This window comes from Planktothrix pseudagardhii, from assembly GCF_904830925.1.
GTDB lineage: Bacteria > Cyanobacteriota > Cyanobacteriia > Cyanobacteriales > Microcoleaceae > Planktothrix > Planktothrix tepida.
Genome location: NZ_LR882967.1, coordinates 5,871,235 through 5,890,972 on the forward strand (window position 1 = coordinate 5,871,235; position 19,738 = coordinate 5,890,972).

A 19,738-nucleotide genomic window follows, 5' to 3' on the forward strand; every position below is an offset into this window, starting at 1 on the left:
CCCTAGTATTGCTTCTATTGTAAGCTGTTGTGTATTTAAACTGTGATTATAGCATTACCTTTGTTTTTAAGTTTACGTCCCCATTTAATAGATAACTGTCCTTCATTTAAAAGCTGATGTAATAAACACTCTAGCTCATCAACTGATTTAAAGAGTCGATGAGCTATATATTCTTTAGCTGAATGCCAGACTAATTCAATTAAATTATAATCTGGACTATATGCTGGAAGAAATTCTAAATAGACATTCGGCATTTCTGCTTTAATTTTTTCTAGGTACTCTTCTTTTTTGTGAAAACTTGCATTGTCAAGAATAATCAGGATCTTAGCTCCTTTTTCTACAAATTCTTCTGCTTGATTTCCCGCTAATACCCATTCATAAATTAGCTCTTGATAAAAACTTTTTAACACTTGATAAAAATTATCTGCATTTCCTTTATCCAGAAATTCTACAAATCTTTTTTTATCCGAGTACCTCAATCCTCCCATCACATTAACTCTTCCTTTCCTCCTGTCTCCTCTAATCTGTTTCCTCTTCCCTTTTTTACACCAATTCTTTCTTTTTATCACTCTTAAATTAAATCCACTTTCATCCCAAAACCATACCTGTAATTGTTCTGGACTTTCTTTTGCTATTTTCAAATATTCTTCTATTTTATCTTTAAATAATTTTCTTTTTTCTGGATCTCTTTTCTCTTCTAAGCTATACTTTGCCCACAAATAAACATACTTTTTTTCCTTTAATATCTTTCTCACTTGTGAACTACTTAATTTGATTCCTGTGATTTGTTCTAAATAAGTTGCCAATCTTTCTCCTGTCCATCTCCCAAATTCATATCCTAATTCTTCCGGTTCTTTTTCTACTGTTTCTAATAATATCTCTATATATTTGTCTGTGGCTTTTCTATAATTTCCTTTCATTCTTTCATCTTTTAGGCTTTCTAATTTGTCAGGGTCTCCATGTACACACCAATAACATACTTTGTTTAATGAGCAGCCCAAAAACTTGGCAATTTCACTTTGCTTTTTACCATCATTTAGCAATAATAAAATCAAGATTCTTTCTCGGATTTGTCCATTTTCTTCCTCTTTCAATCTTTTCTGTAGTTTCTCTACTTGCTTTTCATTTAAATGATTTTTAGCAGGCATCTTTTGATTGATTTTTCTAAACTTGGTTTTTCATTATACCCTATTTAGATGCTTAACAGCTTATCAAAATCCAGGTATGTGGAACAGGCATCTTGCCTGTAATGTTAACCTGTTAACCTGTTAACCGGTTAACTGGGGTGTGGAAATGGGTAACTAAGGGCCTATTGATAAAAAAATTGCAAAATGTAGCAGAAGAATCTAGTCAAACGGTCACGGAGGTGTTAAGTTTTATGAACAGCCGGTAGGAAAAAATCACTACTTGGCTTCGGTACACTGTCCATTAACTAGGATTGTCAAGCAAAATGCAAGCAGCGATAAATCCAACCCTAATCAATTTATCTGTTGTTCCCCAACGTCAGCCACTCAAAGTCGTAGTTCTGGGGGATAGTCTCGTCTATGGATTTGGTGATCCTCAAGGAGGGGGTTGGGTTGAGCGACTGCGATGTCAATGGATGTCCCCGGATACGGTAGGGCCAATTCTTTATAATTTAGGCGTTCGGGGAAATCGTGTGATTCAAGTCCGCGATCGCTTAGAACAAGAATTTCGCCATCGGGGAGAATTGCGAAACCGTTTACCGGATGTGAGTATTTTTTCCGTGGGATTAAATGATTCAGCACGGGTACAGTCGTTTCAAGGTCGCAACTACACCGAATTTAATGACTTTGAAACCGCCTTACACAGTATGTTAGACCAAGCCCAACGTCTTTGTAATGTTTTATTTGTGGGAATGGTTCCTGTTGATGAAAGCAAAATGCCCTTTCAAGGCTGTTTGTACTATACCTTAGCGGATCAATTTCGGTACAAAGAAGCTACTCGTCTCGCCTGTTTAGAACGCAATATTCCCTATTTAGATCTATTTGAAATTTGGTTAAACCGAGGGGAATATTGGTGGAAGTCTCGGTTATGTTCCGATGGTTTACATCCCAATGTAGCTGGATATGAAGCTTTATTAGAAGATATCCGCAATTGGGAACCGATTCAAAAATTAGCTTATTAACTTTGTTACCCTAAAAATGGGATTTAACCTCCGTTATTCTAGGAGGTTTTTTATTGGTATTTGTAAATTCCCTGTCCATCGTTCAATGTTGGCTACGCATCTGTCTATTGTAGAGACGCGCTAAAAGCCTTACGGCATGGCTCCGCCAAGGCACGTCTCTACGAAGGCTTTAGGATCATCTATAGCAATGAGAAGTCATGATTTTAAATTTATTGCAACTTTCAAGTCCAGCTTTACCCTTGGGAGCTTATAGTTATTCAGAGGGATTAGAAACTTTAGTTGAAAATCACATTATTACGGATCACCAGAGTTTATTACAGTGGTTAATTCAAGATTTAAAGTTTGGCGCAATTCGCTTAGAAGCTGCGGTTATGGTTCGAGCTTATCGTTGTGTCGTCAATCAAGATTTTAACCAATTTATCTATTGGAATCAATGGTCAACGGCGACCAAGGAAACGGCTGAACTTCGACAACAAAGTTGGCAAATGGGAAATACTTTAATACAGCTTTTAGTTCATTTAGAAGCAGTGAAAACAACAGCAAATCAGAATTTAGAATTACCTCCCCTCAAAAATTGGGTTGAACAAGTCGGAAAACCTTGTAATTATGCGATCGCGTTTGGACTAGGTGCAGTTTATTGGAATTTGGATCTCAAAAATGCCTTATTGGGATATCTATACAGTTGGGCGACTAATTTAATTAATGCTGGGGTGAAACTGATTCCTTTAGGTCAAACCATGGGTCAAACGTTATTGTTACAATTACACCCAGAAATAGAATTAACAGCCACAGCAATTTTAGAATTAAAAGATGAAGATTTAGTCAGTTGTAATTGGGGGTTGGCTTTAGCCAGTATGGCTCATGAAACTCAATATAGTCGATTATTTAGAAGTTAATTAGAGATAAAATTTTACAAATTAATGCCTTGATTTCTAATTCTTATGGTATAATTGAAATAGTCATTTTATATTAATTTTATGTCTGGGTTACGAGTTGGAATTGCGGGGCCTGTTGGTTCAGGGAAAACGGCCTTAGTCGATGCTTTATGTAAGCAAATGCGAAGTTCTTATCAATTGGCAGTGGTAACTAATGATATTTATACTCAAGAAGATGCTCAATATTTAGTTCGTTCTAAAGCCTTAGAAAGTGATCGTATTTTAGGGGTAGAAACCGGAGGTTGTCCTCACACAGCCATTCGAGAAGATGCGTCATTAAATTTAGCCGCTATCGAACAATTAGAAACCCAATTTCAGAATTTAGATATTTTATTTGTGGAAAGTGGAGGGGATAATTTAGCTGCAACTTTTAGCCCAGAATTAGTCGATATTACGATTTATGTGATTGATGTCGCAGCCGGAGATAAAATTCCTCGCAAAGGAGGGCCAGGAATTACAAAATCGGATTTATTAGTGATTAATAAAATAGATTTAGCTGCCTTAGTTGGTGCAGATTTAAACATCATGGAACGAGATGCTAAAAAAATGCGAGGAAATAAACCCTTTGTCTTTACCAATTTAAAAACTAAACAAGGGCTAGATGCTATTATTAAATTTATTAAATCTCATCTCATTTAGTAGTAAGCCCTTCAGGGCTTTTAAATTAAGGCAATAGGGAATAGATGGAGATTGTAGTTGGTGTTAAATCATTTGTAAGAAAGCCCTAAAGGGCTTACTACGTTTAAGATTAATATGATTAATTTAAAACTAAATTCCTCTCAATGGCATGGTATTTTGGAATTAGACTATCAAAAAATTGGTGATTCTACTCAATTATTAAAAGCTTATAGCCAAGCACCCTTAAAAATTCAGCGTTCTTTCTATCCTGAAGGAAAAGCAATTTGCCACAGTATTATTTTACATACTGCTGGAGGAATTGTGGGAGGCGATCGCTTATCTCAAACGATTAATTTACAACCAGAAACTCAAGTCGTCTTAACCACACCAGCCGCCAGCAAAATTTATCGCAGTCCGGGAGAAATTAGCCAACAAAATATTAAGATAGAAGTTCACGATAACGCCTATTTAGAATTTATTCCCCGTGAAAGTATCATTTTTAATGGGGCAATCTTTAGCCAAAATATACAAGTTAATTTAGCTCCTTCAGGGTGTTATTTAGGATGGGAAATTACTCGATTTGGACGAACTGCACGGGGAGAAACTTTCACCCAAGGACAGTGGAAATCCTGTACAGAAATCTGGCAAAATAACTGTCCACTTTGGATTGACCGACAGGGATTAATAGCCCATGAAGATTTATTAAATAGTCCTCATGGTTTAGGAGGACAACCTGTAATTGCTACCTTAACTTGGGTTGGACAACCTATTGCTGAAGATCTAATTCAAAGGATACGACAACTGTGGGAACAGCGAGAAACTTCTAGCCAAGCTGGAGTGACTCAATTAATATCAGGATTACTCTGTCGCTATCGGGGAAATTCCACCCAAGAGGTGATAGACTGGTTTACGGATGTTTGGCGGTTACTTCGTCAAAATTATACCGGACAATTGATCGCTAAACCTCGTGTCTGGCAAATTTAATCTGTTAAAATTCCGCAAGGATTATTTATGCAATTATCTCCCCAAGAAAAAGATAAACTTTTAATTTTTACGGCTGCTTTATTAGCAGAAAGACGCAAAGAAAAAGGATTAAAATTGAATTATCCTGAAGCTGTTGCTTATATTACTGCTGCTATTTTAGAAGGAGCTAGGGAAGGACGCACTGTGGCTGAATTAATGAGTTATGGAAAAACAATTTTAAAGCGGGAAGAGGTTATGGAAGGCATTCCTGAAATGATTCATGAAGTTCAGGTAGAAGCGACCTTTCCCGATGGGACAAAATTAGTAACGGTTCATGATCCGATTAATTAACAGTTATCAGTTATCAGTTATCAGTTATCAGTTATCAGTTATCAGTTATCAGTTATCAGTCAATAGTTGAGGGTTGTTAATTAGGGGTTAGAGACTGAGTGCTGAAGGCTGGAAACTGATAACTGAATACTGTTATTGATTATTGATTACTGATTCTTGGGTTGGGATGGCTCCGGTTTTTACCTCTAAATTTAAGGGTTGACCTTGGCGTTGAATTTGCATTTTTAACGAACTTCCGACCGTTACATTTTCAACGGCTTGTTGAACTTCATCGGCTTTGGTAACAGGTTTATTTTCAACTTGAACAATTACATCTCCAGCGCGTAATCCTGATTGATGAGCAGGGGAATTGGGGATGACTCGAACAATTAATATCCCGCGATCTTCATTCACACTAATTGGACTATTGGGATCTTGATTTAAACTTTCTTTGACTTCAGGAGAAAGCGTTACCATCTGAATTCCTAAATAAGGATGTTCGACTTTCCCTTTCGTCGAAATTTGCTCCGCAATATGTTGAACTTGGTTAATCGGAATTGCAAATCCTAATCCTTGGGCGCCTTGAATAATCGCCGTATTCATCCCAATCACTTCACCTTTTTGATTGAGTAACGGCCCCCCAGAATTCCCTGGATTAATAGCGGCATCGGTTTGAATAAAACTAACTCGTTTATCAGGAATTCCGACTTCACTACCCGAACGACCTGTGGCACTAACAATACCAACTGTTACAGTATTATCTAATCCTAAAGGGTTGCCAATGGCGATCGCTAATTCCCCCGGTTGTAAGACATCTGAATTGCCTAATGAAACCGTTGGTAAATTATTCGCTTCAATTTGAACAACAGCAACATCCGTGACCGGATCAGTTCCAATGACTTTTCCTTCAAATTGACGACCATCTTTAAGAACAACAGAGACCTTTGTTACCCCATCGACAACGTGAGCATTGGTAATAATTCGACCATTAGAATTGACAATAAATCCTGACCCTGAACCTCTAACAATTTCCTGTTGAGGAGAATTGGGCATTTGGGAACCAAAGAACCGTTGAAAAAACGGATCATTAAACCCTTCAGGAACCTGACTTTCAACGGTCTTTGTGGCATTAATTCGCACAACAGCCGGCCCAAAGCGTTCCACAACAGAAGTGATCAGGTCAGGATCAGCAATGGTTCCCGACATAGAACTTACCTGGGTTGGAATCGGCGCAGGTACGGCGGGAGAAGCCACCGTTGGCTGAGTGGGTTGAGTGGGCTGAGGAGGTTGTTGCAGTTGATGAGTCAGGGACACCCCTGCAATTCCTAAGCCTGTTCCTAATACGATTAAAGATAAAGATTTTAAAGATTGTGTCCGAGAACGTTGGGAAGCGGAGTGAGATGCGTCTGTCCACTCTAAACGACGGGACTCTAAAGAATTTGCTGGATCAAAATCGGATTTCATATTTAATACCTCATCTATAAGGGTTTCAGGGATTGGACTGGTTTCTGTCTGCCCTGATATTTCTTAAGATATAGGACGAGTATGACATCCTTGTGGCAGAGATATGACATCTGGATGAAAATTGGAGAGCTTGAGTCTTTTAGAGGTGAAAAACAATCCGTAAAATTACGGATTTTTAATTAAAATCCTTACCTAGTGATACGGTTAACGGCTCAATAGGGGCGGTCTATTCCCCTTGACCTTAATATCATCAGAAACATCCATCTTTTAATCAACGGCTAAGAATTCTGATAAAATAGATGCAACGATCAATAATCAATTTTTTGATTTTTTAAGCCCTCGAATTTCACATATTAACTGGTTCCCTATTTACTTTAACCTGTCCCCCGTCGTTTATAATGATTCATTTTGCAAATTCACAATCTTCCCCAGGAAGTATTTTATTAGTTGATGACAAACCCGATAATTTAAGACTATTATCAACGATGTTAATGGAACATCAATATGAAGTCAGACGGGTGACAAAAGGAGTAATGGCATTAAAAACGGCTAAAGCTGCTCCACCGGATTTGATTGTTCTGGATATTAAGTTACCGGATCTTGATGGCTATGAAGTCTGTCAAGCTCTCAAATCTGACCCCATGACTGCCGAAATTCCCATTATTTTTATTAGTGCGTTAGATAATGTTTTAGATAAAGTCAAAGCTTTTAGTGTTGGAGGCGTTGATTATATTACCAAACCTTTTCAAGTTGAAGAAGTTTTAGTTCGGGTTAAAAACCACCTCACCCTCCGAAGTCAACATCAACAACTCTTAGAAAAAAATGAACGATTACAACAAGAAATTAAAGCTCGAAAAGAAATTGAAATCGCTCTCAAAGAATCTCAATCTGAACTCCAAAAACTCAATCAAGAATTACAACGGTTAGCTCATTTAGATGGATTAACTCAAACCGCAAATCGACGACAATTTGATCACTATTTGCAACAGCAATGGATGCAGCTTTGTCAAGAACAAAAAACCCTGGCTTTAATCATGTGTGATGTGGATTACTTTAAATCCTATAATGATACTTATGGTCATCAAGCCGGAGATGATTGTTTACGCGCGATCGCCCAAGCCATTAGTCAAGCCATTCCCCGGACAACAGATTTAGTTGCTCGTTATGGGGGGGAAGAATTTGCGGTTATTTTACCGGAAACGGATCTCCTAGAAGCCGAAATAATTGCCCAAACGATTCAAAAAAAAGTACAATCTCTAAAACTGGTTCATGACCATTCCCAAGTCAGCCCTTATATCACCTTAAGCTTAGGAATTACCTGCCTAATTCCCCATTTCCAATTTAGTCCCTCTCTATTAATTGAATGGGCTGATCGTGCCCTCTATCAAGCTAAAAAACAAGGTCGAAATTGTAGTGTTACTTTATTAAATAAAACCTATGTCTGAACCTGAACCAATTTCAAGCAATAAGGAGACGGAAGCACCCTTAATTCAGGAACTTGAAACCCTGCGAAAACGGGTATTACAACTCGAAAAAGCCAAGAGTACAGAACCTTATCAAGTGGCCCAACAAAAAGCACTATTTGCGGTTATTAGTAAAATTCGAGAATCTTTAGATTTAGATAGTATTTTTAAGTCTACAGCGATTGAAGTGCGTCAATTGTTGAATGCAGATCGGGTGGGAATGTATCGGTTTGATCCAGATTCCCAATATCAACGGGGAGAATTTGTATCTGAAGATGTTTTACCCAATTTTCGTTCAGCATTATCCGCAAAAATCAAAGATCACTGTTTTGGAGAACATTATATTAACTATTATTTTTATGGCAAAATCTGGGCAGCCGATGATATTTATACGTTACCATTACCGCGTTGCTATGCCCAAATGTTATCCCAATTTCAAATCAGGGCTAATTTAGTTGCACCCTTACTGAAAGGGGAAAATTTATGGGGATTACTTGCATTCATCAATGTTCCAGCCCCCGTGAATGGCAAGAATCGGAAATGGAATTTGTCCGCCAAATTGCCACCCATTTAGGCGTGGCATTACAACACGCAGAATTTGTTAAAAAATTGCAAATGCAGTCTGAATATTTAACCCAAGCGGTAAATCAGGCTGTTGAAAGAGAAAAAGCTGTTGCTGCTATTATTAATAAAATTCGTCAATCCTTACAACTGGATACGATTTTTACAACCACAACCCAAGAAGTTCGTCAACTTTTAAAAGCTGATCGGGTGGTGATTTATCGATTTAATGCTGACTGGAGTGGAGAATTTTTAGTTGAATCTAAAGCCGAAGGATGGAAATCTTTAATTGAAGAACAAAAATATGATCCACAATTTGGAGCTAATATTAGTCAATGTAGCCTGAAATATTTAGCAAATCCCTACGTTACTGATAGCTATTTACAAGAAACCCAAGGGGGAGATTTTACACGGGGAGAAGTTTTTCGAGTTTGTGACAATATTTATAAAGCTAATTTTTCTACCTGTTATATTCAAGCGTTAGAACGGTATGAAGCCCAAGCTTATGCAATTATTGCAATTTATCAAGGGAAACAATTATGGGGATTATTAGCGGTCTACCAAAATCAAAGTGCTCGACATTGGGAAACCTCAGAAATTAAGTTTTTAGTTCAAATTGGCGGACAATTGGGAGTCGCAATTCAACAAGCTGAATTACTCGCCCAAACGGAAAAGCAAAAACGAGATTTAGAAACCATATTAGCTGATGAATTGCGACGCCAAGCCGAAAGTTTAGTGGAGGAAGCAGAACGAGAACGAGCTTTAGCCCAAGTCATTGATAAAATTCGTCGCACTTTAGATATTAATACGATTTTTCAAACCGCCACTTCTGAACTTCGTCAACTTTTAAATGCTGATCGAGTGGCTGTATTTCAATTTGAGCCTAATTCCTATTGGAATTACGGAAAATTTGTTTCAGAAAATGTTTTATTTCCCTTTTGTTCGGTTTTAGAAACTGAGATAGAAGATCATTGTTTTGGCGCAAGATTTGCTCAAAATTATCCCCTCGGTCATGTCTTGGTTTTACCTGATATTTATCAGGGGGACTTAACGGATTGTTATGTGCAACTGTTAGCTCAATTTCAAATTAAAGCAAATTTAGTTGTTGCCTTACTCAAAGGGGATGAATTATGGGGGTTATTGTGTATTCATCAATGTTCAACTCCCCGTCAATGGCAAAAAAAAGAAATTGAATTTGTGCGGAAAATTGCCGTTCAATTAGGCGTTGCTTTACAACAAGCAGAACTCTTAACCCAAGCTCAAAAACGTTCAGAAGAACAGGCAAAAGTTGCCGAACAAGAACGAGCTTTAGCACGGGTTATTGATCGGATTCGTCAAACTTTAGATATTGATACAATTTTTAGTGCAACGACCCAGGAAGTCAGACAAATTTTACAATGCGATCGCGTCGTGGTCTATCGTTTTATATCCGACCGTCGCGGAGAATTTATTTTTGAATCTAAACTGTCCTGCGGCATTCCTTTAGAACAAGCTGAACATAAAAATTTATGGTTAGAAACTCATTTTAAATATCCCAAAATTGATCAATATCAAAACCATCAGCCTTTAATTATTGATGATATTTTTAATGCCCCTTTATCCTCCTCTACCCTCCAAGTTTTAGAACAATTCCAGATTCGAGCTTATATTTTAGTTCCGGTTTTTGTAGGAGAAATATTATGGGGATTATTAGGAGCTTATCAACATACCAGTAGCCGTCATTGGCAACCCAGAGAAGTGAGTTTATTAACCCAAGTTGCGAATCAATTAGGGGTAGCCATTCAACAAGCGAAATTATTAGCTCAATTGAAGGAAGCTAAAGACACAGCCGATGCAGCGAACCATGCTAAAAGTGAATTTTTAGCCAATATGAGTCATGAATTAAGAACACCTCTGAATGCGATTTTAGGCTTTACTCAAATTTTAGCGAAACATTCAGGATTAAGTTCTGTCCAACAGGAATATCTCCGAATTATTGAACGCAGTGGAGAACATTTACTCGATTTAATTAATGATGTTTTAGAAATGTCTAAAATAGAAGCGGGACGACTCACACTCAATGAAACCAGTTTTGATCTTTATCGCTTGTTAAATAACTTGCAAGAAATGTTAGAATTAAAAGCAGAAATGAAAGGATTAAATTTAATTTTTGAACGCGATCAAAATGTACCTCAATATATTAAAACCGATGAAAGTAAGCTTCGCCAAGTCTTAATTAATTTATTGGGAAATGCGATTAAATTTACAGAAGTCGGTTGTGTAATTTTACGGGTTAAACAAGACACTATTTTTCCCAAATCTATCACAACGGAGGCTCAAAATTCAGAACCTATAGACGTTTTACCCGAACCCATTAAAATTACCTTTGAAGTCGAGGATACTGGCCCAGGTATTGCCTCTGAAGAAATTGATTTATTATTTGAAGCCTTTGCACAAACAGAAACAGGACGAAAATCCAAAGAAGGAACCGGGTTAGGTTTACCCATCAGTCAACAATTTGTGCAAATGATGGGAGGAAATATTACCGTTAATAGTCTCTTAGGAACAGGAACTTGGGTTAAATTTTTTATTCAAACGGGTTTGGCAGATTGTTGCGATATTCAACCCCAACTTTCTAAAAAATCTGTGGTGGGTTTAGTCGCAGGACAACCAACCTATCGGATTTTAATTGTTGAAGATGCCGTCGAAAATCGCCAAGTTTTAGTTGAGCTTTTATCAACAACGGGGTTTGAAGTTCGAGAAGCCCTCAACGGTCAAGAAGCCGTAGAATTAAGCTTAAGTTGGCAACCCCATTTAATTTGGATGGATATGCGAATGCCGATCATGGATGGAATTGAAGCAACTCGTCGCATTCGGGCAAATTCCACCTCGGAAAATTCCCCTATTATTATTGCATTAACAGCAAATGCCTTTAAAGAAGAACGTGCCCAAGTTTTGCAAGCCGGATGTGATGATTTTGTGAGTAAACCCTTCCAAGATCATATTATCTTTGAAAAAATGGCAAAGTATTTGGGTTTAGAATATGAATATGCAGACTCTCAAACCCCAAGCTATTTAAACTCCCATTTAGAAAGAATCTCACCGTCGGAAGATTTAACCTTAGATTGTTTAGTATTAATGCCTCCGGCTTGGATTCAAGAGTTTCATGAAGCGGTATTATGTACTCAAGAAAAGCGGGTTTTTGAGTTAATTCAGGAAATTCCTGAATCCTATTCAGCCTTAGCATTAATCCTCAAAAAATTAGCTGATGAATTTCAATTTGATCAAATTTTAGCCGTTACAGAAACCCTGATTTTGAAGTAGGGTTCAAAGCTCTTTAAAGCCGTTCTAGTAATTGTTTTTTCTTAGCTTGGAACTCTTCTTCCGTTAAAACCCCCATTTCTTTGAGTTTTCCAAGTTTTTCCAAAGCTTGATAGATATTCGCTGCTTGATCTTTTTCATTCTCTAAATCAGAAACATAGGATTTCCCCTTTTCAAACGCACTATCGTAGGCTTTTCTCAGTTGTTCTTCAGCAAAGTTATTTAAACTTCCTGAGTTAGAAAAATGATTAATCGCAACTTGTCCCACTGCATAGGTTGAAGCCCCAGAAGTCAAAGCCATGGATGCGCCTCCGATAATCGTTCCTATCCCTGGAATTGCTTTAACTAAACTAGCTCCTAAACGGGCAATGGTGGTTCCCGTTAAAGCAGAAACAAATGCTTTTCCTGTACTTTGGGAATAGTCAACTTGATAAAGACGGGCTAATTGCTGTAACATTTCCAATTGAATCGCCGTTACCGCAGCAAAATCAACTAGGGGTAAAGGAATTAAGCCACCTCCCATTGCCCAAAGGACATGGGTACGAATAATCGCTTCCGCTTCTGTTCTTTGACTCATATTTTTGACTATCTTATTCAGCTAAAGCTAACTAGAGTCCATCTTAACAAGGGAGTTTGAGCTTGGTTGAAACGGGCAATGGGTTTAATCCCTCGTTGTAAGCCCTTCAGCGCTTTTTTTTTAAGAATAAGAGAACACACCTGGGTTAACGAACTTCAATTTTTGCTAAAGCCGTATTGCGGTAATAATGGGCTAAAATTTGCTGGTAATTGTATCCCGCACGGGCTAAATTATAAGCGCCCCATTGACTTAAGCCAACGCCGTGACCAAACCCGCGACCTGTAACTTGAAAACTCGTGGTTCCACTTTTACGGCTGACTTGAAACCGAGTGCTACGCAGTCCTAACGCAGAAGCAATATCCTCCCCACTCATCACTCGCGCCCCTTTATCGCCGACGACTTTCATCGCTAGAATACTACCAAACGCTGAAGTCCGTTGTGGGGTCATCGTCGTAACATTCCCCACACCCGAAATTCGTTTACTTAAATCCGCTTGCGAAAAGGTTTTTGTCCACTCAAACACTGGGGTTCCTTGGTCAAAATCAGGGACTCCCCGTAAATACGGCAAAGGTTCATTCCAAACGTCCTCAACGTTTTCCGTATGTCCCCCAGAAGCAGAATGAAACGCCGCTAAAATGGCTTGACCGTTATAGGTTAACACCTGTCCTCTTGTGGCATTCACCGCCGCCACCGTTCCGGTAGATTCCGTAACTAATCCTTTATAAACTTGCCAACCTTGGTCATCCCCAACATCAAAAATACCATTGCTGCGTTGACGCTTGTAGAGGGCGTAGGTTCGGGCTGCAACCGCTTGGGCTTTCAGGGCTTCCTGGGGCCATCCGCCATCCATTTCCGCCCCCAGAACGCTGTAGAGATATTCCTCTAAATCAACATAATTAATTGCCGTTAAACGACCATTGCGAGGCACTAATAACACTCGTCCCCGATACCAACCGTTACCAATCCAAACATTCCCATTATTACTCGGATCAATCCAAAGTTGAGAACCTTGCCAGTTTCCCAAGGCGACTTTTCCTGATTTTGTTTGAGCTACACCGCCCCCCATGGCTACTAATTCCCCTAGGGCTTGGCCGTTACCATCTCGGACAATGGCTTTCGTTGTACTACCAACTTTCACTTGATTGGCCCCATCTTCAATGGCGACTCGTAATAATAATTGAGCTTGGGCTGGGGCTACCCAACACAACCAAATTAGCAGCGTTGTCCACCAATAACGCTTAAACCGTTGCAGGGAGGTGGAGAAGGAGGCAAAAGGATTGCAGGATTGAGGAACAGAACAAATCATTGTTGCGATCAGATCCGGTAAGATGGATAGATTAGAACTGCACCTTGGTTATATAGCACATTTTTTTGGTATTTGAAGATGGAAGGAGCGAGTCAATGCAGATTACTTTTTTAGGCACTAGCTCCGGGGTTCCGACGCGATCGCGCAATGTTTCCAGTCTAGCTCTGCGTTTACCGCAACGGGCTGAAATTTGGTTGTTTGACTGTGGGGAAGGAACGCAACATCAATTCCTCCGTAGTGATTTAAAAGTCAGCCAAATTAGTCGAATTTTTATTACCCATTTACACGGAGATCATATTTTTGGGTTAACGGGATTATTAGCCAGTTGTGGGTTAGCAGGAAATGCCAAACGCATTGATATTTATGGGCCAGCAGGATTATCAGATTATTTACAAGCCTGTGTACGTTATTCTCAAACCCATTTTTCTTACCCGGTTAAAGTCCATACTATTCAACCGGGAATGATTTTTGAAGACGAAGAATATCAAGTGGTTTGTGGGTATTTGAAACATCGGGTGACAGCTTTTGGGTATCGGATTATTGAAAAGGATAAACCGGGACGATTTGATGTAGAAAAAGCCAAAAAATTAGGCATTCCACCGGGGCCAATTTATGCTCAACTTAAACAAGGACAAACGGTTACTTTGGCCGATGGTCGTACGATTCGAGGGACAGAACTTTGTGGAGTTCCCCAAATCGGTCGTAAATTTGTTTATTGTACAGATACCGTTTTTTGTGAAGGGGCGGTGGAATTAGCGCAGGATGCGGATGTTTTAGTTCATGAAGCAACGTTCTCCCATCACGATGCAGAAATGGCTTTTCAACGATTACATTCCACGTCAACAATGGCGGCACAAGTCGCATTAGCCGCCGGAGCTAAACAGTTAATGATGACCCATTTTAGCCCCCGTTACGCTCCCGGAAATTCGATTGTTTTAGATGATTTATTAACAGAAGCCAGAGCCATTTTTCCTAATACCAATATGGCTTATGATTTCCTGACCCATGAAATTCCCCGCCGTCCCTTGTTGTAAGCCCTTCAGGGCTGTCTTTATTTATTTTCTGATTAATCCCCTTGACGATTATGCTAGTTGTCTAAACCCTGTACAGTCTCAATAGCAGCAATTAGTTCAGACGGATGAGAAATTAAAGCATTGGGGTGATGGCGGGCTAAAACCTCGGCGGAATTATATCCCCAACTCACAGCAATACTTTTAATTTTAGATTTTCTAGCTGCATTAATATCTCTCGTTTCATCCCCAATATAAATAGCTTGCTGAGGTTCTATTTTTTCTTGTTTTAATAATTGATTAATGATTTTATGTTTTCCAAATAAATTAATTCCTGAATAGATATTCTTGAAATAATTAACTAAATTATAACGAGATAAAATTGTAATTACATTAATTTTAGAGTTAGAGGTAATAATATAAAGAGTATAATTCTGCTTCTGCAATTGTCGGAGAATCTCAGGAATTGTAGGGAATAAATGAATCTGTTGTAAATCCTGATTTAATTCAGAAATTACTCGCTTCAGTAAAAAAGGCAGTTTAAATCGGGAAATCCCCGATTGTTGAATAATCTGCCAAGAGCTTAAATTTTGAATTTGAGCGAGGGTTTCAGGGTTAGTCGGGGAATAACCAAATTCCCCTGATAAACGATTGGTAATTGTAACCACCGTATGTAGGGTATCCGCTAAAGTTCCATCAAAGTCAAAAATAATAATCTGATTCATAGATTCAAAGGTTCAGCCTGGGTTTGAGATTAGCACTCAAGATAGAATCAATATTGCAGTTTATATAAGATTAACAAATATATACATTCAGATATTAATATTTACCTCATTACCTCTAAAAGTTGGATTTAATCCCGGATTGAACCTCCGTGGTTCTAAGGAGATGAGGAGTCTCAAGATCGGGTGCAGATTCGGAAGATTTGAATTTGATAGAACCTCCCCCCATTTCCTATAATATAGATAGGGCTTGTCCTGGTGAAAAAAAATAATGGGGTTAATTCTTTAAATAAAAGCTTAGAACTATAAAAGTTCTGTAAAACTTACAAGAATTTTTCGGGAATGGGGTGACAAAGCAATAGGGTTTGCTATTGTGGTAATAACAGCTTGTATGAATCACTCTGGTTGCTGAGATGTCCCCCATCTAGGGAGACAACCAGAACAACCAGGTCAAGAGTTCAGGGTAACAGTAACCAGTAGGATATTCACACACAGGAGTTCCAAATGAAAACTAGATTCTTCACCACTTTCATCTCAACCTTGGCTTTAACAGGTGTTTACGCTACATCTGCTCAAGCCTTTACCTTCACAACCAACTATTCCACAACCGACACGACAACTTGGACAAAGGACATTACCTTAAAATCAGTTGAATTTAACAGTAAAACCTATAGTAATTTCTCCCTGGTTAATGATGTTAAAATTATTCAAAATGATATATGGACAGGGGGTAATACTGGGGCTGCCAGTAGCGATAAAGGGGATAATGCTTCAGGAATTAGAGTAGAAAAGCCCACAGCAAGCAATTTAGTCACCTCATTGGGCAATCTGAACTTAAGCAATATTGTCGATACAGAAGACACAGGCAGTTTCACCCTGGACTTGTTCTTTGCAAAACCAGCAGATAATTTCCTGTTCTTTGAACGGGGTAAAAACAGCAAACTGGATGTTCAAGCTGTGCTTACTGATGGCTCATTTGGGTCGGTCGTTAACTTAGATTCAAAAACATGGCAAAACGCTGGCTATAAACTCGATACCAAAGAAATTACGGAGATCCAAAAAGTAGGTTCTTTAGGTCTCAGTTTGTTAGACTTAGGCGTAACCGATGCCAAATCGTTCAAAGGTCTGCGGTTGACCAGCCTAGCAAGCTACAACGGCCCAGACTTTAAAGTAGTAGCTACGGCTGTTCCTGAACCCACAACCGTTTTAGGTTTAGGTGTAGTCGGTGCTGCTTTAGCAATGTCTCGTCGCAAAAAAGCTCATTAAGCTATATTCCTCGGATAGATTGAATAAAAAACTCTAAATTCGCCTCCACCCCATGAAACGTAAAAGTATTCTGGGGTGGTTTGATTATATAGAGTTGCGATCGCTCATCTATAAATATAGAGGAGTGTGCGATCGCAATTTTTTTCCTTAATAAACTTGTATCCAGGCTTTGACCTCATATTCTGTCCAAATCCCATTTTGCCAATAGGGGTCAGACTCCACTAACTGACGCACCGTTGCTTCATCTTCGGCTTCATAAATGCCAAATACCTTTGTGACATCCTGAGTCGGGCCAATGGTTAATAAAACACCCGATTCTTTTTGTTGTTTTAATCCTTCCAAATGCGCCGCCCGATAGGGTTCCCGCTTTTCCAGAACATCCTCGCAATAGGTTCCAAACATGACATATTTTGGCATAGTTGTTGATGGTTGATAGTTGACTGTTATCTGTTATTTGTAGGGGCGGGGTTTTCCCGCCCGCAAGTCCCCCCGCCCCCAGGACAAACACCTAACTTCTGAGATTAACGTTAAATTGCTGAACTAAAGCATCTCGGACTTTTTGTTGCACGGGGTCAATATCCGTATCAGTTAACGTGCGATCGCTCACCCGGTAAACTAAACGAAATGCCAAACTGCGTTGACCTTCCGGGACATTTTTACCCCGATATTCATCAAAAACTTCCACCGATTCTAATAGATTTCCTGCGGCTTTGGTAATACAGCGTTCCAGGTCGGACACGGGAACTTCAACGGGGACGAAAAAGGCAATATCTCGATCCGATGCTGGGAATGTTGAAAAAGGTTTGAATTTCCGAACTAAATTAGAAGGACGGTTCATCGCCTCTAATAATATTGATAACTGAAATTCAAAGGCATAAACTTGATTCGGGAGATCCTGTTTTTGACACAATTGAGGATGCAATTGTCCGAAAATGCCTAAGCGTTTTCCTTGTAACCATAAAGAAGCGGTGCGTCCAGGGTGTAACTGTTCTATTGTAGATTCCGGTTTATATTCAACGGTTAAATTTAAGCGCTGAAATACCGCTTCTAAAATACCTTTCGCTTCAAACCAAGTCATCGGTTGTTCTTGAGCACTGCGAACCCAACGTCCCAAGGTGCGATCGCCTCCCATAATACCCGCTACGGCATCTTGTTCCTTATATTCATCCCCTTCTTTCCAGAAAATTCGACCGATTTCAAAGCCATTTAACGGCCCATTTCCATTTTGTAAATTATAAACAAAGGCATCAATTAACCCCGTTAACATTTCGGTGCGTAAAGCCGAATATTCCACAAACAAAGGGTTATCTAAAACAACTTGATTTTCCCCCTCTGTTTTGACTAAGGAATAGTGCATTAATTCCGTTAATCCTTCTCCTCGGAATGCGGCTCGAATTTGTCGCATTGCCACCTGTTCTAAGGGAAGATAACCGGATACCCCTTGACTCGGTAAAGTTTCACAGAAATTATCGTATCCGTGGAGACGAGCAACTTCTTCAATTAAATCAATTTCACGTTCCAAATCTCCATAACGGAACTCAGGAACTTCCACTTTCCAAACCACAGAATCACTATTTTGATCTTGCTCTAATCCACAACTTTGATCTTGCTCTAATCCACACTTCAAAGCCTTGAGATATTTTTCCACTTCTTCCTTTTGTAAATAAGGAGATTCGGCTGCCGTTTCTTGTCCGCGTTTAAGTTGCCCTAAAACTTGATTAATTCGATCCAATCTTAATGTAATAGGCTCCTTTTTTTGAAGAGGATCAAAAACCATTTTTGTCTTAATTTTATTGCCAGAAGCTAACTCTTCTAATAAGAAAATAGCACCATCACAAGCAAAGAATAATTCCGCCTGATTAACCCCTCGCTCATAACGAGTAGACGACTCACTGCGTAACCCTTGCGCTCGTGCAGAACGACGAATAGCGATGGGGGCAAAAATAGCCGCTTCTAACAGTAAATTTTGGGTTCCTTCAAAAACTTCTGTTTCTTCCCCTCCCATCACTCCGGCTAAAGCAACGGGATAATCATTCGCTGTAATTAACAGATTTTGCTCTTGTAAGGTTCTGGTTTGACCATCTAAAGTTTTAATGGATTCATCGGGTTTAGCAAAACGCACCCCGATAGTTAAATCTTGAGAAGATGTCACTTGTTTTAGACGATCTAAATCAAAAACATGAAGCGGTTGTCCCCATTCCAATAAAATATAATTTGTGACATCAACAACATTATTAATCGGACGAACACCCGCCGCTTGTAAACGTCGTTGTAGCCAATCAGGAGAGGGAGCAATCTTTACTCCTTCAATTATCGTTCCAATATAGATCGGACAAGCGTGTTTATCAGCAATTTCAATGGATAATGATTGAGACTGATTTCCAAAGTTTACCGAGCTTATGATATTAGGGATGATAAAACGTCTATAGGTATTAGGAAGTCTTAAACTTGCCCCAGTTAAAGCTGCAATTTCACGGGCAATTCCCAGCATATTTAAGCCATCTGCCCGGTTAGCCGTTGCGGTGACATCTAAAATTACATCATCTAACCCTAATAACGGTCTAACATCACTGCCTAAAGTTGGGTTTTCCAGGTCAAAACTGTGAATTCCTGAAGAGTCTTTTTCTAATCCTAATTCCGCTAAGGAACAAATCATCCCTTCAGAGGGAACCCCCCGCAATTTTGTTTTTTTCAGCGTTAAATCAATTTTAGGTAAATAAGTTCCCAAAGTTGCTACAGCCACCACCATTCCTGATGCGGCATTCGGTGCTCCACAAACAATATTCAGGGGTTCAGAAGCCCCAATATCCACTTGACAAACTCTTAATTTATCGGCATTGGGGTGTTGTTCAGCTTGGAGAATTTTCCCCAGGACAACCCCATCGGCCCAGGAACGCCAATCTTCAATATCTTCTACTTCAAACCCCGCCACCGTGAGGGTTTCTGCCAACTCTTGGGGGGTCATCTGGATATCCACCAGTTCTCGCAACCAATTTAAAGAGATACGCATCGTTGTTTGCTTTCAATGTTCCTAGTTTATTGTTACAGAAGATCGGAGTTACCGAGTCAGCTAACCC

Annotated in this window: 17 protein-coding genes; 10 read left to right on the top strand and 7 right to left on the bottom strand. The window is 39.2% G+C overall.

The features are described from left to right. Window positions 1-35: 35 nt before the first annotated feature. Window positions 36-1,148, bottom strand: a complete 1,113-nt coding sequence (locus NMK36_RS25425; RefSeq protein ID WP_254172743.1) for an IS630 family transposase — start codon at window positions 1,146-1,148, stop codon at window positions 36-38. 302 nt (window positions 1,149-1,450) lie between these two features. Here NMK36_RS25425 and NMK36_RS25430 point away from each other — a divergent pair, with 302 nt between their 5' ends. The 5 genes from NMK36_RS25430 to ureA all read left to right on the top strand — a co-directional run bounded on the left by NMK36_RS25430 (window position 1,451) and on the right by ureA (window position 5,013). Beyond that, window positions 1,451-2,146, top strand: coding sequence for a GDSL-type esterase/lipase family protein (locus NMK36_RS25430; RefSeq protein ID WP_072717916.1), 696 nt, complete (start codon window positions 1,451-1,453; stop codon window positions 2,144-2,146). A gap of 197 nt (window positions 2,147-2,343) precedes the next feature. Then, on the top strand, window positions 2,344-3,042 hold the full coding sequence (locus NMK36_RS25435) for an urease accessory protein UreF (protein ID WP_072717915.1): 699 nt from the start codon (window positions 2,344-2,346) through the stop codon (window positions 3,040-3,042). Window positions 3,043-3,123: 81 nt separating this feature from the next. Continuing rightward, on the top strand, window positions 3,124-3,720 hold the full coding sequence (ureG, locus tag NMK36_RS25440) for an urease accessory protein UreG (protein WP_072717914.1): 597 nt from the start codon (window positions 3,124-3,126) through the stop codon (window positions 3,718-3,720). A 114-nt stretch (window positions 3,721-3,834) separates the two neighbouring features. After that, on the top strand, window positions 3,835-4,683 hold the full coding sequence (locus NMK36_RS25445; protein ID WP_254174930.1) for an urease accessory protein UreD: 849 nt from the start codon (window positions 3,835-3,837) through the stop codon (window positions 4,681-4,683). A 27-nt stretch (window positions 4,684-4,710) separates the two neighbouring features. After that, entirely contained in the window at window positions 4,711-5,013 is a 303-nt protein-coding gene (gene ureA / locus NMK36_RS25450) for an urease subunit gamma (protein ID WP_072717912.1), read from the top strand. A 132-nt stretch (window positions 5,014-5,145) separates the two neighbouring features. Here the strand turns inward: ureA and NMK36_RS25455 are convergent, their stop codons facing one another. Continuing rightward, window positions 5,146-6,456, bottom strand: coding sequence for an HhoA/HhoB/HtrA family serine endopeptidase (locus NMK36_RS25455; protein ID WP_072717911.1), 1,311 nt, complete (start codon window positions 6,454-6,456; stop codon window positions 5,146-5,148). Window positions 6,457-6,854: 398 nt separating this feature from the next. On the opposite strand from NMK36_RS25455, the gene NMK36_RS25460 reads away from it, so the two are divergent. Genes NMK36_RS25460 through NMK36_RS25470 form a run of 3 tightly spaced genes read left to right on the top strand, consistent with a single transcriptional unit; the run spans window position 6,855 to window position 11,783 of the window. After that, the gene (locus tag NMK36_RS25460) at window positions 6,855-7,901 is read left to right on the top strand and encodes a diguanylate cyclase domain-containing protein (protein WP_072717910.1); all 1,047 of its coding nucleotides are present in this window, start codon (window positions 6,855-6,857) and stop codon (window positions 7,899-7,901) included. Then, on the top strand, window positions 7,894-8,493 hold the full coding sequence (locus NMK36_RS25465) for a GAF domain-containing protein (protein WP_254174931.1): 600 nt from the start codon (window positions 7,894-7,896) through the stop codon (window positions 8,491-8,493). The genes NMK36_RS25460 and NMK36_RS25465 overlap by 8 nt, the downstream gene beginning before the upstream one ends. Then, the gene (locus NMK36_RS25470; RefSeq protein ID WP_254174932.1) at window positions 8,403-11,783 is read left to right on the top strand and encodes a GAF domain-containing protein; all 3,381 of its coding nucleotides are present in this window, start codon (window positions 8,403-8,405) and stop codon (window positions 11,781-11,783) included. The genes NMK36_RS25465 and NMK36_RS25470 overlap by 91 nt, the downstream gene beginning before the upstream one ends. Window positions 11,784-11,796: 13 nt before the next feature. Here the strand turns inward: NMK36_RS25470 and NMK36_RS25475 are convergent, their stop codons facing one another. Together NMK36_RS25475 and NMK36_RS25480 are read right to left on the bottom strand one after the other, a co-directional pair. Beyond that, window positions 11,797-12,357: a DUF697 domain-containing protein gene (locus NMK36_RS25475; protein WP_072717908.1), complete on the bottom strand. Its 561-nt coding sequence runs from the start codon at window positions 12,355-12,357 to the stop codon at window positions 11,797-11,799. Window positions 12,358-12,502: 145 nt separating this feature from the next. Further along, the gene (locus NMK36_RS25480) at window positions 12,503-13,663 is read right to left on the bottom strand and encodes a SpoIID/LytB domain-containing protein (protein WP_072717907.1); all 1,161 of its coding nucleotides are present in this window, start codon (window positions 13,661-13,663) and stop codon (window positions 12,503-12,505) included. Between the two features lie 95 nt (window positions 13,664-13,758). Between NMK36_RS25480 and NMK36_RS25485 the strand changes: the two genes are divergently transcribed. Further along, complete coding sequence (locus NMK36_RS25485) at window positions 13,759-14,697, top strand: ribonuclease Z (protein WP_254174933.1); 939 nt, start codon at window positions 13,759-13,761, stop codon at window positions 14,695-14,697. 53 nt (window positions 14,698-14,750) lie between these two features. On the opposite strand, the gene NMK36_RS25490 is transcribed toward NMK36_RS25485, so the two are convergent. Further along, window positions 14,751-15,398 carry an HAD hydrolase-like protein gene (locus NMK36_RS25490; RefSeq protein ID WP_254174934.1) on the bottom strand — a complete coding sequence of 216 codons (648 nt, stop codon included), beginning with the start codon at window positions 15,396-15,398 and terminating at the stop codon, window positions 14,751-14,753. Between the two features lie 501 nt (window positions 15,399-15,899). On the opposite strand from NMK36_RS25490, the gene NMK36_RS25495 reads away from it, so the two are divergent. Beyond that, window positions 15,900-16,661 (top strand): exosortase-dependent surface protein XDP2, encoded by a 762-nt coding sequence (locus NMK36_RS25495; protein WP_072717904.1) that lies wholly within the window; start codon window positions 15,900-15,902, stop codon window positions 16,659-16,661. 147 nt (window positions 16,662-16,808) lie between these two features. On the opposite strand, the gene NMK36_RS25500 is transcribed toward NMK36_RS25495, so the two are convergent. Continuing rightward, window positions 16,809-17,078 (bottom strand): YciI family protein, encoded by a 270-nt coding sequence (locus NMK36_RS25500; protein ID WP_072717903.1) that lies wholly within the window; start codon window positions 17,076-17,078, stop codon window positions 16,809-16,811. A 91-nt stretch (window positions 17,079-17,169) separates the two neighbouring features. Beyond that, window positions 17,170-19,671 carry a phenylalanine--tRNA ligase subunit beta gene (gene pheT, locus NMK36_RS25505; RefSeq protein WP_254174935.1) on the bottom strand — a complete coding sequence of 834 codons (2,502 nt, stop codon included), beginning with the start codon at window positions 19,669-19,671 and terminating at the stop codon, window positions 17,170-17,172. Between the last annotated feature and the right edge of the window lie 67 nt (window positions 19,672-19,738).

What these genes read in the sequence shown, in the direction of transcription:
- NMK36_RS25425 (WP_254172743.1), bottom strand. Translation starts at nt 1,148, where the DNA reads ATGCCTGCTAAAAATCATTTAAATGAAAAGCAAGTAGAGAAACTACAG.
- NMK36_RS25430 (WP_072717916.1), top strand. Translation starts at nt 1,451, where the DNA reads ATGCAAGCAGCGATAAATCCAACCCTAATCAATTTATCTGTTGTTCCC.
- NMK36_RS25435 (WP_072717915.1), top strand. Translation starts at nt 2,344, where the DNA reads ATGATTTTAAATTTATTGCAACTTTCAAGTCCAGCTTTACCCTTGGGA.
- ureG (WP_072717914.1), top strand. Translation starts at nt 3,124, where the DNA reads ATGTCTGGGTTACGAGTTGGAATTGCGGGGCCTGTTGGTTCAGGGAAA.
- NMK36_RS25445 (WP_254174930.1), top strand. Translation starts at nt 3,835, where the DNA reads ATGATTAATTTAAAACTAAATTCCTCTCAATGGCATGGTATTTTGGAA.
- ureA (WP_072717912.1), top strand. Translation starts at nt 4,711, where the DNA reads ATGCAATTATCTCCCCAAGAAAAAGATAAACTTTTAATTTTTACGGCT.
- NMK36_RS25455 (WP_072717911.1), bottom strand. Translation starts at nt 6,456, where the DNA reads ATGAAATCCGATTTTGATCCAGCAAATTCTTTAGAGTCCCGTCGTTTA.
- NMK36_RS25460 (WP_072717910.1), top strand. Translation starts at nt 6,855, where the DNA reads ATGATTCATTTTGCAAATTCACAATCTTCCCCAGGAAGTATTTTATTA.
- NMK36_RS25465 (WP_254174931.1), top strand. Translation starts at nt 7,894, where the DNA reads ATGTCTGAACCTGAACCAATTTCAAGCAATAAGGAGACGGAAGCACCC.
- NMK36_RS25470 (WP_254174932.1), top strand. Translation starts at nt 8,403, where the DNA reads ATGGGGATTACTTGCATTCATCAATGTTCCAGCCCCCGTGAATGGCAA.
- NMK36_RS25475 (WP_072717908.1), bottom strand. Translation starts at nt 12,357, where the DNA reads ATGAGTCAAAGAACAGAAGCGGAAGCGATTATTCGTACCCATGTCCTT.
- NMK36_RS25480 (WP_072717907.1), bottom strand. Translation starts at nt 13,663, where the DNA reads ATGATTTGTTCTGTTCCTCAATCCTGCAATCCTTTTGCCTCCTTCTCC.
- NMK36_RS25485 (WP_254174933.1), top strand. Translation starts at nt 13,759, where the DNA reads ATGCAGATTACTTTTTTAGGCACTAGCTCCGGGGTTCCGACGCGATCG.
- NMK36_RS25490 (WP_254174934.1), bottom strand. Translation starts at nt 15,398, where the DNA reads ATGAATCAGATTATTATTTTTGACTTTGATGGAACTTTAGCGGATACC.
- NMK36_RS25495 (WP_072717904.1), top strand. Translation starts at nt 15,900, where the DNA reads ATGAAAACTAGATTCTTCACCACTTTCATCTCAACCTTGGCTTTAACA.
- NMK36_RS25500 (WP_072717903.1), bottom strand. Translation starts at nt 17,078, where the DNA reads ATGCCAAAATATGTCATGTTTGGAACCTATTGCGAGGATGTTCTGGAA.
- pheT (WP_254174935.1), bottom strand. Translation starts at nt 19,671, where the DNA reads ATGCGTATCTCTTTAAATTGGTTGCGAGAACTGGTGGATATCCAGATG.